Here is a 12500-nt window from a genome sequence, read left to right on the forward strand (position 1 = left end):
GTAAGCTGGACGTTACTTTTTTCAGAAATAGCTAAACAACCAGCGTGCAGACGAGCGTGAGGAGCACGCGCCCCGCCCGCGGCGCGCCCGGCGGCGACGAGTTGGAGGCCGTACCTACAGCTACGGATAGGGCCAGCGGCGCGCCAGCCGGATAGGGGATCGCCAGCCGCAGCCCGTCCTTGCCCACCGCATAGGTCGCCTGCGCACCCAGCGGCCGCGGCACCGCGCGCCGCCAGCCGTCGAACCGTGCGTCTCGTGGCTCCCCGTCGCCGACCGTCAGGTCGAGCACCAGCGCCTGCTCCTCGGGTACGCAGATCGCCGCCGTGCAGACCAGATAGCTGAGCTTCAGCCGCACCGGCAGCGCCGTCCCCGCCGCCAGCCCCGCCGGCACGCGCAGCTCGATGAGCGGCGCGAAGGGCCGGTCGTAGACATAGTTCATCAGCCCGGCGATCGTCAGCGTCGTAGGGATCGGCCAGCGCCATGCGCCGACGCTCGCGCCGGGGGGCAGCGTCCACGCGGCTCTGGGCGGAAAGCCCGCGTCGCCGGGGTTTTCGCCCCAATAGCCGTGCCAGCCCGGCGCCGGACGGCTGTCGATCGCCAGCGTCACCGTGCCGCCCGCCGGGACGCTCCGCGTCTCCGCCACCAGCGTCATCGGCAGATGGACCCCGCCCGGCGGCGGCAGGCTATCCGCGCGCGCCGCCCCCAGCGTCATCAACAAGCAAAACAGCGCGACTATTGTCCGGGTCATCGCCCCGTCCCATAGCCGCCCGGCTCGCCAACCCCAAGGACCGGCCATGAAAGCACTCCTTGCCGCCCTCGCGCTGCTCGCCGGCCCCGTCCTCGCCCAGTCCGTGCCGGCGCCCCCGCCCCCGCTCCCACACCCGCCCAAGCTGATCGTGGCGATTTCGGTCGACCAGTTCTCCGCCGATCTGTTTGCCGAATACCGCAACCGCTTCACCGGCGGCTTCGCACGCCTGCTTGACGGCGCGGTGTTTCCATCGGGCTATCAGAGCCACGCCGCCACCGAGACGTGCCCCGGCCATTCGACGCTGATGACCGGGATGCGGCCGGCGCATACCGGCATCGTGCTCAACACCTGGATGGACCTGCGCTCGCCGCTGGCGGACAAGGCGATCTATTGCGTCGAGGACGAGCGCGTCGCCGCGAACACGCACGAGCACTACACCGTCGCGGCCGACCACCTGCTCGTCCCCACGCTCGGCGAGCGGGTCAAGGCCGCCCTCCCCGGCAGCCGCGACGTCTCCGTCTCCGGCAAGGACCGCGCGGCGGTAATGATGGCCGGCCGCACCGCCGACGAGGTGTGGTGGTGGGACGCCGATCGGAAGGCGTTCGCCAGCTATGCGGGTCACGCCGTCCTGCCGGTGGTCGCGCGCACCAATGCCGCCGTCGCCGCGCAGCTCGGCCAGCCGCAGCCGGCGCTGGAGCTCCCGGCCTTCTGCGTGCCCCGCGACCGCGCCGTCGCGACCGCCGGCCCCACGGTCGGGTCGGGCCGTTTCGCCCGCGCGGCCGGCGATGCGACCGCCTTCCGCGCCTCGCCCGAGATCGACGGCGCGACGCTGGCGCTCGCCGCCGGGCTCGCGCAGGATCTGAAGCTCGGCCGGGGCCGCGCGCCCGACGTGCTCAACGTCTCGCTGTCCGCCACCGACTATGTCGGCCACGCCTATAGCACCCAGGGTGCGGAGATGTGCCTGCAGCTCGCCAGCCTCGACCGGGATCTGGGCGACTTCTTCCGCGCGCTCGACGCGACGGGGGTGGATTACGCGGTGGTGCTGTCGGCCGATCATGGCGGCGTCGACCTGCCCGAGCGCGGCGACCAGCAGGGCTCGGCACAGACACGCCGCAGCCGCTTCGACGCCAAGGCCGCGATCGCGCAGGCGACGACCGCCGCCGGCCTGCCCGCCACCGCGCTGCGTTTTCAGGAATCGAACTTCTACACCGATCCCTCGCTCGCCCCGGCGCAGCGCGCCCGGCTGATCGCCGCGGCCCGCACCGCCATCCTGGCGCAGCCGGATGTCGCCGCCGTCTTCACCGCCGACGAGATTGCCGCCTCGCCCGAGCCGAACGGCCCGCCCGAGACCTGGCCGCTCGTGATGCGTGCCAAGGCGAGCTTCTACCGCCCGCGCTCGGGCGACCTGATCGTCGCGCTGCAGCCGCGCGTGTCGGGCGCCGACACGCCGCGCGCCGGCTACGTCGCCACGCACGGCAGCTTCTGGGATTACGACCGCCGGGTGCCGATCCTGTTCTGGCGGCGCGGCATGACGCCGTTCGAGCAGCCGCTCTCGGTCGAGACGGTGGACATCGCCCCGACGCTCGCCGGCCTGCTCCAGTTGCCGCTCGGTGCTCCCAAGATGGACGGCCGCTGCCTCGATCTCGACGCGGGGCCAGGCACCACCTGTCCCTGAGCCCTCGCCGCTGTGCCGTTTCGGACGTTCTTGCGGGGCGCAGACCCGTTCTACGACACCAGCCTGCAGAACGTGCATGGCCAGTTCGGCGCTAACACCGCGGTGACCACCACTGACGGGTCCGGTACCCGAACGACCGTGACCGGCAACGGCGGGAGTTCCGGCGACCGCGCGTCCGGCACGGCCGTCTCGAGCGTCTCGTTCGATTTCTATCGGAGCAGCGCCTCCACGACCGATCCCAACCTCGCCCCGGTGCTGCGCTTCGACATGCTGAAGAACGGCGCCTTCGCCGGCTCGCTGGTGTTCGAGAATGTGTATCAGACGCAGCAGGCGTCCCCTGTGGACAGCTGGACGACTCTCACGGCCAATCTGAACAGCGGCATCTTCTGGGCGACCAATGCCGCGCTTGGCCCCACCTTCGCGTCCGCGAACGGCGGTCAGAAGACGCTGACGCAGTGGATCGCCGATAATGCCGGCGCCAACCTCACCGTCTATGGCCTGGAGATCGGCATCGGCTCCGGCTGGAGCGGCAGCTTCTCTGGCGCGGTGAATAACGTGCAGGCCAATTTTGCCGGCCGCACGGTGTCGACCAACTTCGAGGTCACGCCCGCCGCAGCCGCTGTGCCGGAACCGGCGGCGTGGACGATGATGATCGCCGGGTTCGGCCTGGCAGGAATGGCGATGCGTCGTCGTCAGGTGATCGGGCGCGTGCACGCCTGATCGGCTCGCATTCCGCAGCAAAGGCGCGCCGCCGAGGGGTGGCGCGCCTTTTTGTGGTCGGGCAAGCGCCGAGCCCGCCGTGCGTGACTAGGCCGCCACCTCCTGCGCCACCGCGCGCGGCCTGACGCCCAGCAGATGGCAGATCGCGTAGGCCAGCTCCGCGCGGTTGAGCGTGTAGAAATGCAACTGCCGCACGCCGCCCGCGAAGAGCTTGCGGCACAGCTCGGCCGCCACCGTTGCCGCGACCAGTTGCCGCGCCTCGGGACGATCGTCCAATCCCTCGAACAGCCGCTCCATCCAGGCGGGCACCGCCGCGCCGCACAGCGCGCTCATCCGCTTCACCGAGGCGACGTTCATCACCGGCATGATCCCCGGCACGATCTCCGCGTCGATGCCGGCGCGTGCCACCGCGTCGCGATAGCGGAAGAAGGTCTCGGGCTCGAAGAAGAACTGGGTGATCGCCCGCGTCGCGCCCGCGTCCAGCTTGCGCTTGAGATTGTCGAGGTCGGCCGCGGCATCGGCGGAGTCCGGATGGCCCTCCGGATAGGCGGCGACCGAGATCTCGAACGGGTGCAGCCGGCGCAGCCCGGCGACCAGCGCCGCCGCGTTCTCGTAGCCTCCGGCATGAGCCGTGAACGGCCCACCGCTCGGTGAGTCCCCGCGCAGCGCGACGATGTGCCGCACGCCCGCTGCCCAATACTCGCGCGCGACCTGATCGACCTCGTCCCGGGTGGCCTCGACGCACGTCAGGTGCGCGGCCGCGGCCAGCGGGGTCTCGCGGTGGATGCGCGCCACCGTCGCGTGCGTCCGCTCGCGCGTCGAACCACCCGCGCCATAGGTCACCGAGACGAAGCGCGGAGCGAGCGGCGCCAGCGTCCGCACCGCCTCCCACAGCTGCCCCTCCATCTTCGCCGTCTTGGGCGGGAAGAACTCGAACGAAACGTCCATGTCTCCCGCCAGATCGGCATAGAGCGGGGCGTCCAGGGCCCGACGGGCCTCTGCCAGCTCGGGCATCGAGAGCGTCATGCCGCCTGCACCTCCCTGAGCCGGACCCCGCCCTTGCGCCCCAGCCACAGCTTCACCGTCAGCTCGCCGCCTTCCAGCGTCTCCACCCGCGCCGTCTGCAGGCCGGCGGCCGCGAACCACGCCGCGACCTGCGCGTCGGCGAAGCCGAGCCGCGCATGGCCTTCGCGCGCGCGCAGCTCCTCGCGGTCGTGCGCCAGGAAATCGGCGATCAGCAGCCGCCCGCCCGGGCCGAGCACCCGGGCCGCTTCCGCGATCGCCGCCTCGGGCGCGGCGGTGAAGTGCAGCACGTGGTGCAGGATGGCGACGTCGGCCGCGGCGTCGGCCAGCGGCAGCTGGTAGAGGTCCGCCTGCCGCAGCTCCACCGGCCGCCCCGCCAGCTTGGCGCGCGCCAGCCGCAGCATCTCGGACGAGCGATCGACGCCGACCGCGGTCCGCGCCTTGTCCCCGAACAGCTCCAGCATGCGTCCGGTGCCGGTGCCGATGTCGAGCAGCGCGCCGATCGGCGCGCCACCTTCTCCATCCAGGCCCAGTACCGCCGCCATCGCCGCCTCGACCTCCGCGTCGGCGACGTGCAGCGAGCGGATCGCATCCCACTCGCGCGCATGCGCCTCGAACCAGGCCGCCGCCGCCGCCGTCCGGTCGGCGCGCACCGCCTGCAGCCGGGCGGCATCGGCGACTGCCCAGTGATCCGTCGATCCCCAGCCGTCGATCGCGGCCGCGATCGGCCCGATCACCTCGGCCCGGCCCAGCGCCACGAACACCCAGCTGCCTTCCTTGCGCCGCTCCAGCAGCCCGGCGTCGGCCAGGATCTTGACGTGGCGCGACACACGCGGCTGCGACTGGCCGAGCACCTGCGCCAGTTCGCCGACCGACAGCTCCATCCGACGCACCAGCGCCAGGATACGCAGCCGCGTCGCGTCCGCCAGCGCGCGGAAGATGTCGAGCGGCCTGTCCATCCGGATCGGCATATAAAGAAATCTTTATATCAGTCAATCGAACCCCGCCCCCCAAGCCGCGTTGACGCTGCGTCAGCAGGAGGCAGAATGAAGCCCATCATCATCGTCGTCGCCGCGCTTGCCCTCGCCGGGTGCAGCCGCGCCGATCAGGACAAGACCGCCGCCGACGCCAATACGCTCGCCGCCGATGCGGCCGCCACGACCCGCAAGGCGGCCGAGGATGTCGGCGCCGCGACCGCCAGCGCGGCCGACGACGCCGGCAATGCCGCCGATCGCGCCGGACGCAGGGCCGGCCCCGCGCTCGATCGGGCCGGCGATGCCGCCGACCGGGCGGCGGACCGCACGGGCAAGGCGCTCGACCGCGCCGCGGACAAGACCCGCCGAGCCGCCAGCGCGGCGGACAACGAGCTCGAACGGTAACCAAGGGACGGCGAGGAGCGGCAGCCGCCGGCCTCGATCCCCGCAGCTTCGCCGCCGACCGACCCGCCCGCCAACGAAAGTCCCGCGCCATGCCCGCATCGACCCGCCGCCTCGGCTCGACCGACCTCAAGATCACCCCGCTCGTGCTCGGCGGCAACGTTTTCGGCTGGACCGCCGACAAGGCCGCCAGCTTCGCCGTGCTCGACGCGTTCGTCGCCGGCGGCGGGGTGCTGATCGACACCGCCGACGTCTATTCCGCCTGGGTGCCCGGCCACCGGGGCGGCGAGTCCGAGACGGTGATCGGCGAGTGGCTGCAGCAGTCGAGCAAGCGCGACCAGGTGCTGATCGCGACCAAGGTCGGCATGCTGCCCGGAGAAGGCGGCGAGAAGCTCGCGCCCGCCCGCATCGCCGCCGCCTGCGACGCCTCGCTCCAGCGCCTCGGCACCGATCGCATCGACGTCTATTTCGCTCATCGCGACGACGAAGAAGCGGCGCAGGAGGACTATCTCGCCGCGTTCGGCAAGCTGGTCGAGGCGGGCAAGGTACGCGTCGTCGGCGCGTCGAACTTCACCGCGGCGCGGCTGAAGTCCGCCGTCGACGTCGCGAAGGGCGGCGAGCTGCCGCGCATCCATGTCCTCCAGCCCGAATATAATCTGGTCAGCCGGCACAAGTTCGAAGGCGAGCTGCAGGATTATTGCGTCTCCGAGAACATCGCCGCCGTGCCCTATTACGGCCTGGCCTCGGGCTTCCTCACCGGCAAGTACCGCTCCGAGGCTGACCTGGCAAAGAGCGTCCGCGGCAGCCGGATGAAGGAGCTGCTGACCGGCAAGGGCGCCGCGGTGCTCGCCGCGCTCGATCAGGTGGCGGCCGAGACCGGCGCAACGCTCGCGCAGGTCGCGCTCGCCTGGCTCGCCGCCCAGCCCGGCGTCACCGCCCCGATCGCCAGCGCGACCTCGGTTGCGCAGCTGGAGGAGCTGCTGCCCGCGATGACGCTGGCGCTGAGCGAAGACCAGCTGGGGCGGCTGACGAACGCGGGTGCCTAGTCGCGATGCCACTGACGCGACGTGCGTCATTCTGCTCAGCGCGCCGCCACTCGCTCGCCACGACGGCTACCGGCCATAGCATGGGGCACGCTGAAGGTCAGCGGCCGACTTGCCTCCGCGCCTCCCGCCCGGCATCAGCCGTCGATGGCCGACAGCCTTGCCGATCGCGTCCGCGCCAACCTCGTCCTGTTCGGCGCGCTGGCGGCCAATCTTGGCATCGGCATCGCCAAGTTCGTCGCCGCCGCGATCACCGGCTCCTCGTCGATGCTGTCGGAGGGGTTCCACTCCTGCGTCGACAGCCTCAACCAGATCCTGCTCCTCTACGGTCAGCGCCAGGCCAAGCGGCCGCCCGACGCCGCCCACCCCTTCGGCTATGGCCGCGAGCTGTATTTCTGGGCGTTCATCGTCGCGCTGATGATCTTCGCGCTCGGCGCCGGCCTCTCGGTTTACGAGGGCTGGCAGCATGTCATCCACCCCGAGCCGCTCAAGCCGCCACTGGTCAACTATGTCGTGATCGCGCTCGGGCTGGCGCTGGAGGGATCGAGCTGGTTCCTCGCGATGCGCGAGTTCGCGCAGGCCAAGGGCGAGCATGGCTGGTGGCAGACGTTCCGCCGCTCCAAGGACCCGGCGGCGTTCATGGTCCTGTTCGAGGACTCGGCGGCGATCATCGGCCTGCTGTTCGCCGCGCTCGGCGTCTGGAGCAGCCACGCGTTCCAGCGGCCGGAGCTGGACGGCTATGCCTCGATCGCGATCGGGTGCCTGCTGGCGGTGGTCGCCGGGTTCCTGGCGCGCGAATCCAAGGGTCTGCTGATCGGTGAGCGCGCCGACCCCGCTGTGGTGGCGGAAGTCTATCGGCTGGTCGACGGTCATTCCGCCATCGTCGCGGTCAACCACGTCCGCACCATCCACACCGCGCCCGAATCGGTGTTCGTGGCGATCAGCGCCGACTTTCGCGACGAGATGACGATGGGCGAAGGAGAGCGGCTGATCGAGGAGATCGAGCGCAAGCTCAAGGCCGCGCTGCCGCAGCTGTCGTCCATCTACATCCGCCCGGAAAAGCGCGAGGACGCCGTGATCGTCGCGGCGCCTCCCGCGATTGAGCCCCCCGCCGCGAGGGGGTAAAAGGCCCCATGCTGCGCACGGTCCGCCTCCTCGCTCCCCTGCTGTTCTGGCTCGGCCTCGCGCTGCCCGCGCCGGCGGCGGTGACGATCACCTTCTGGAGCCATGAGCTCGGCAACAGCTTCCCGCACGCCTTCTTCACGCTGCGCGGGGCGCCCGACGGCGGCGGCGCGCCGGTCGACGCCAATTACGGCTTCACCGCCAAATCGGTCACGCCGGCGCTGCTGTTCGGCTCGGTGCCGGGCGAGGTGGAACCCTCCAAGCCCGGCTATATCGAGGGCAGCGATGCGCAATTCTCGGTGGTGCTGACGGATACGCAATACGCCCAGATCCTCGCGCTGATCGCCGCCTGGGACGAGAAGACGGGCGACGGCCATTACAATCTGAACAACCGCAACTGCATCCATTTCGTCAAGGCAGCGGCCCGCATCGCCGGGCTGACCGATCTGGATCGCCCGCAACTGATGAAGAAGCCGCGCTCCTATCTCCAGTCGATCGAGGCGGCGAACGAAGCCCGCGTCGTCAAGGTGGACATGCACGGCAAGCAGTATCTCGCGACGCTGTCGCCGCTGGGCGGCGCGCCGGTGATCGCGCCGCCGGTGGCGGGGCTGGCCGAACCCGACCGGACGGGCTCCGCGGCGTCACCGTCCGCGACCACGCCCGTCGGCGCCCCACCCGCGGATCGATCGCTGCCCAGCGCGCCGGTCCCGCAGCCGACGCCCGCGACGGCCCAGCCCTACTGAGCGGGCGTCAGCTCCAGCAGGTCGAGCGTCGATTCGAATTGCGGGCGCGGCAGCACGATGCGCCAGCGCGCGTCGCCGATCCGCTCGACATAGCCCGCCATGTCGCGCCCGTCGTCGCGGCCGTAGCGGAGCGGTCGCGCCTCGTCGCCGAACTGTAGCGTGCCGAGGAACACCGCGCGGCCGGGGCCGTCGGGGTAGAATTGCCCCGCCGGGCGCTGTGGCCCGTCCAGGCCGGCAAAACCGGCGGCGTCGAGGCGGCATCGTCCCCAGGGCCGCTCCACCAGCCCGGCCGCGCCGCCCAGCTTGACGAAGCGGCAGCGATACGCGCCGGGCGGCGGGCTCGGCCGGTCGAGCGCATGGTCGAGGTCGAACAGCGCGTCGCCCACCACGGTCGCCTTCCCCTTGGCCCGCATCTCGTCCTGCGCCTGCAGCCAGGCTGGCCGCCATTGGCGCAGCCGCTGCCGGTCCGTCTCCGTCGCCACCGGCCGCCAGGTCGCGCCCGTCGCGCAGGGCGACAGCTGTGCCGCCGCCGCGGCTGCCGCCAGACACAGGGCCGTCACGCCGCCGTCCAGCCGCCGTCGACCGCCAGGTTGGCGCCGGTGATCGAGCGCGCTTCCTCCCGGCACAGGAACACCGCCAGCGCCGCGACTTCCTCCGGCGTGACGAAGCGCTTGGTCGGCTGCGCAGCGAGCAGCACGTCGTTCATCACCTGCTCGCGCGTCAGCCCGCGCGCGCGCATCGTGTCCGGGATCTGGCTCTCGACCAGCGGCGTCCAGACATAGCCCGGCGACACGACGTTGCAGGTGACGCCATCGGTCGCGCACTCCAGCGCCACCGTCTTGGTCAGCCCGGCGATCGCGTGCTTGGCCATCACATAGGCCGACTTGTTGGGGCTCGCGACCAGGCTGTGGGCCGAGCCGGTGGAGATGATCCGCCCCCAGCCCTGGGCGCGCATGTGCGGCAGCGCCGCGCGGATCAGGTGCCACGCCGAGGACATGATGATCGCGATGACCGCGTCATAGCGCTCGACGGGAAACTCGGCGATCGGCGCGACGTGCTGGATGCCGGCATTGTTGACGACGATATCGACCGAGCCGGTCGCCGCCAGCGTGCGCGCGACCATCGCCGCGATCTCGTCCGGCCTGGTCATGTCGGCGGCGTCGTAGCGCGCGCCGTCGCCCAGCTCGGCGCGGATCGCCTCGATCGCTTGCGCGTCGCCCAAGCCGTTGATGACCACCGCCGCGCCCTCGGCCGCCAGCGCGCGGGCATAAGCGAGGCCGATGCCGGACGTGGAGCCGGTGACGATCGCGGTCCTGCCCTTCAGAAACATGCTCGCGCCCTCCTTGCCGCATTCCGGCATGGCGGGTTCGCAACAGCCGTGCAACCCGGCTATGGGCACGGGCATTTCAGGCCCGCAACGATCAGGAAACCCCGCCCATGCGGCTCGACGATTTCGATCCCAACGACATCAATGTCGGCGACCAGCGCGGCCAGGGCGGCGGCGGCGGGTTCGGCTTCGGCGGGGGTGGCGGTGGCGGTGGCGGTGGCGGCCTGCTGTTCGGCCTGCTGCCGCTGATCGGCAGCCGCTTCGGCTGCGGCGGGATCGTCGTCGTGCTGCTGCTGCTGGCGGTATTCGGCGGCCTCGGCAATGTCGGCAGCCTCGTCTCGAGCGGCGGTGGCACTGCGGTGACCAGCCGCGCGCCCAGCGCCGGCGGCGCGGACGCGGTGCGCCAGGCCTGCACCGTCGACGCGTCGAGCAAGGCGGCCTGCAACGCCTTCGAATCGGCGCAGCGGACCTGGGAGACGATCTTCGCCGCGGAAGGCAAGCGCTTCGCCAAGCCCAGCCTGCAATTCTACGCCGGCAACGGCCAGTCCGGCTGCGGCGCGGCGCAATCCGCGATGGGGCCGTTCTACTGCCCGTCCGACCAGGGCATCTATCTCGACACCAGCTTCTTCGCCGAGCTGCAGAACCGCTTCCACGTCAGCGGCGACTTCGCCCAGGATTACGTCATCGCCCACGAGTTCGGGCATCACATCCAGAACCTGCTCGGCACGTCGGACCAGGTCGCGCGCGCGGGCGCCAGCGCGACAGGGGCAAGCGGCGCGTCGGTACGCCTGGAGCTGCAGGCCGACTGCTATGCGGGCGTGTGGGCGTCCAAGAACAGGGATCGAATGGATGCTTCCGACCTGCAGGAGGGCCTGACCGCCGCGCACGCGATCGGCGACGATACGCTGCAGGAGCAAAGCCAGGGCCGCGTCGTGCCCGACAGCTTCACCCACGGCACCTCGGCGCAGCGCGAGCATTGGCTGAAGCGCGGCTACGACACCGGTGACCCGGCCCAGTGCGACACGTTCAGCGGGGCGATCTGACGCCCCGATAACCGTCATCCCCACGCAGGCGGGGATGACGGCTGGTTGAGCAGGACGCAAAAGAAGGGGCCCGGACGTCGCCGTCCGAGCCCTTCTTTGTCAGCCTCAGCCTCAATAGGTGCCGGAAAAGCTCCGGTTGAGGTTCGTGCCGTCGTCCGACTGCACGCCGCCGGTGCCCGCCTGACGGTTCTGCGCATCGCGGCTGGCGTCGCCGAACAGCGCGTTCTGGCGCTCCTCGTCCTGCCACTGCTGCTTCGCCTCGGCGGCGGACCTGGTGAGCGTCACCTTGTCGTCCACCGACTTGATCCAGCGCGACGGGAAGGAATGATGGCGGCCGCCGGCATCCTGATCGCTCTTGGTCAGGATCACGCGGTCGTCGCGCACCTTGTCCACCGTGCCGACATGCTCGCCGTCGGCACCGACGACCTCCAGGTGCTCCTTGACCTGCCCGAGCAGGTCACGCTGGCCCTGCCGTTCGGTGCGCCACGACGAGAACTCGTTGTGGAACTTCGCCTGGTTCTCCTGGCGATATTCGTGATAGTCGCGATCGAACGCGGCGATCTGCTGGTCGCGCCAGCTCTGGTAATGCTCGTCGCGGCCATAGCCGCCGGCCCGCTCGGCGCGGCGGGCGTCCTGCTCGCGGCGACGCTCCGCATCCTCGTCACCAAACCACGAGCGGACCTCGTCGCCGGCGCGCTCGATGAAGCCGCGGTCGTCGCCACCCTGGCCGTGGTTCTGCGGCTGGCGATCGAAGGTGCCCCGGCTCTGGCGATACGAGTCGCGGCCGAAATCGCCACGATTCTGGTCGCCGCGATAATAGTCGGACCCGCCGGTGAAGCCCTGATGAGACCGATCCTGGTCGCCCCAGCCGCCGCCGGAGCCGCCACGACCCTGCCGCTCGGGCTGACGACCCGCGCCGTAGTCACGCGCGGCATCGTCGCCATAGCTGCGTTGCCCGTAGTTCCGCTCGCCGTAATCCTGACGGCCATCATCGCGCTGGCCCCGATCACGGGGACCCTGGTCACGCTGGCTGTATTCGCGCTGGTTGTCGCGGCCGTAGCCGCCGAGCTCGCCGGCGCTCTGGTAATCGCGCGAGCCATAGCCGTCGCGACGGCCACCAAGTCCGCCATCGTCGGCGCGCCCGGCGCGGTCGCGGTAATTTCTCTGCGGGTCGTTCTGCCCGTAGCGGTCGTAAGCCATTTCCCATCCTCCTGGGTATTGCGCGGCGCGACCGGCGACCAGAAGCGGCCGTCGCGCGCTGCATCCGTATCAAGATTTCGGGGGAGCGATGGTTCCTCCCAGCGGCTCGGTTCACCGCCCGAAGCGCACGGCCGCACGTGTTGCATCGCCCGGGAACTGTCGCTAAGGGCAGCGCTCTCCAGGGCGCGGGGCCGTAGCTCAGATGGGAGAGCGCTGCAATCGCACTGCAGAGGTCAGGGGTTCGATTCCCCTCGGCTCCACCACCGTGCAGGCAGCGAGACGAGCTAGCATAGCTCGCTCGCCCGCGGCCAAGCGCGGCCGACGGGGCACCGCCCCGTTCGACGGCGCGGCTTCGCCGCGACGCCCCTTCTACCTGATCCCGCCACAATGACCGCCATTCCCGCCGCCACCCTGATCGTCTTCCGCGAGACCGGCGCCGGCCCGCCCGAGCTCCTCATGGTCGAACGGGCCAGGGCGATG

At 70.9% G+C, this 12500-nt stretch carries 12 protein-coding genes, 1 tRNA gene and 1 pseudogene (1 of these 14 only partly in view); 8 read left to right on the forward strand and 6 right to left on the reverse strand.

Features of this window, described 5'->3' with window-relative positions; genetic code table 11:
* Window positions 1-748, reverse strand: a pseudogene (locus tag ACFE64_RS07460) (protein-disulfide reductase DsbD family protein); it reaches 1418 nt to the left of the window's first position.
* A 46-nt stretch (window positions 749-794) separates the two neighbouring features.
* Between ACFE64_RS07460 and ACFE64_RS07465 the strand changes: the two are divergent.
* Entirely contained in the window at window positions 795-2423 is a 1629-nt protein-coding gene (locus ACFE64_RS07465) for an alkaline phosphatase family protein (RefSeq protein ID WP_375391828.1), read from the forward strand.
* A 30-nt stretch (window positions 2424-2453) separates the two neighbouring features.
* Window positions 2454-3143, forward strand: a complete 690-nt coding sequence (locus ACFE64_RS07470; RefSeq protein ID WP_375391829.1) for a PEPxxWA-CTERM sorting domain-containing protein — start codon at window positions 2454-2456, stop codon at window positions 3141-3143.
* A gap of 87 nt (window positions 3144-3230) precedes the next feature.
* On the opposite strand, the gene metF is transcribed toward ACFE64_RS07470, so the two are convergent.
* Both metF and ACFE64_RS07480 read right to left on the reverse strand, forming a co-directional pair.
* Complete coding sequence (metF, locus tag ACFE64_RS07475) at window positions 3231-4169, reverse strand: methylenetetrahydrofolate reductase [NAD(P)H] (protein WP_375391830.1); 939 nt, start codon at window positions 4167-4169, stop codon at window positions 3231-3233.
* Complete coding sequence (locus ACFE64_RS07480) at window positions 4166-5125, reverse strand: ArsR/SmtB family transcription factor (RefSeq protein WP_375391831.1); 960 nt, start codon at window positions 5123-5125, stop codon at window positions 4166-4168. Before ACFE64_RS07480 ends, metF begins: the two co-directional genes overlap by 4 nt.
* An 87-nt stretch (window positions 5126-5212) precedes the next feature.
* Here ACFE64_RS07480 and ACFE64_RS07485 point away from each other — a divergent pair, with 87 nt between their 5' ends.
* From ACFE64_RS07485 to ACFE64_RS07500, 4 genes are all read left to right on the forward strand, one after another.
* Window positions 5213-5545: a hypothetical protein gene (locus ACFE64_RS07485; RefSeq protein WP_375391832.1), complete on the forward strand. Its 333-nt coding sequence runs from the start codon at window positions 5213-5215 to the stop codon at window positions 5543-5545.
* 89 nt (window positions 5546-5634) lie between these two features.
* Window positions 5635-6588, forward strand: coding sequence for an aldo/keto reductase (locus ACFE64_RS07490; RefSeq protein WP_375391833.1), 954 nt, complete (start codon window positions 5635-5637; stop codon window positions 6586-6588).
* A gap of 144 nt (window positions 6589-6732) precedes the next feature.
* Complete coding sequence (locus ACFE64_RS07495) at window positions 6733-7710, forward strand: cation diffusion facilitator family transporter (protein ID WP_375391834.1); 978 nt, start codon at window positions 6733-6735, stop codon at window positions 7708-7710.
* An 8-nt stretch (window positions 7711-7718) separates the two neighbouring features.
* Window positions 7719-8450, forward strand: a complete 732-nt coding sequence (locus ACFE64_RS07500) for a hypothetical protein (RefSeq protein WP_375391835.1) — start codon at window positions 7719-7721, stop codon at window positions 8448-8450.
* Here the strand turns inward: ACFE64_RS07500 and ACFE64_RS07505 are convergent.
* Entirely contained in the window at window positions 8444-9010 is a 567-nt protein-coding gene (locus tag ACFE64_RS07505; protein ID WP_375391836.1) for a DUF4893 domain-containing protein, read from the reverse strand. The two genes, ACFE64_RS07500 and ACFE64_RS07505, sit on opposite strands and share 7 nt — an antisense overlap.
* Entirely contained in the window at window positions 9007-9780 is a 774-nt protein-coding gene (locus ACFE64_RS07510) for a 3-hydroxybutyrate dehydrogenase (protein ID WP_375391837.1), read from the reverse strand. The genes ACFE64_RS07505 and ACFE64_RS07510 overlap by 4 nt, the downstream gene beginning before the upstream one ends.
* A 107-nt stretch (window positions 9781-9887) precedes the next feature.
* On the opposite strand from ACFE64_RS07510, the gene ACFE64_RS07515 reads away from it, so the two are divergent.
* Complete coding sequence (locus ACFE64_RS07515) at window positions 9888-10820, forward strand: neutral zinc metallopeptidase (RefSeq protein WP_375391838.1); 933 nt, start codon at window positions 9888-9890, stop codon at window positions 10818-10820.
* A 111-nt stretch (window positions 10821-10931) separates the two neighbouring features.
* Here ACFE64_RS07515 and ACFE64_RS07520 read toward each other — a convergent pair whose 3' ends face one another.
* Window positions 10932-12020, reverse strand: a complete 1089-nt coding sequence (locus tag ACFE64_RS07520; protein ID WP_375391839.1) for a DUF2171 domain-containing protein — start codon at window positions 12018-12020, stop codon at window positions 10932-10934.
* Window positions 12021-12207: 187 nt separating this feature from the next.
* Here ACFE64_RS07520 and ACFE64_RS07525 point away from each other — a divergent pair.
* Window positions 12208-12283 (forward strand) — tRNA-Ala (locus ACFE64_RS07525).
* Window positions 12284-12500: the final 217 nt, after the last annotated feature.

It is taken from the genome of uncultured Sphingomonas sp., assembly GCF_964250165.1.
Taxonomy (GTDB): domain Bacteria; phylum Pseudomonadota; class Alphaproteobacteria; order Sphingomonadales; family Sphingomonadaceae; genus Sphingomonas.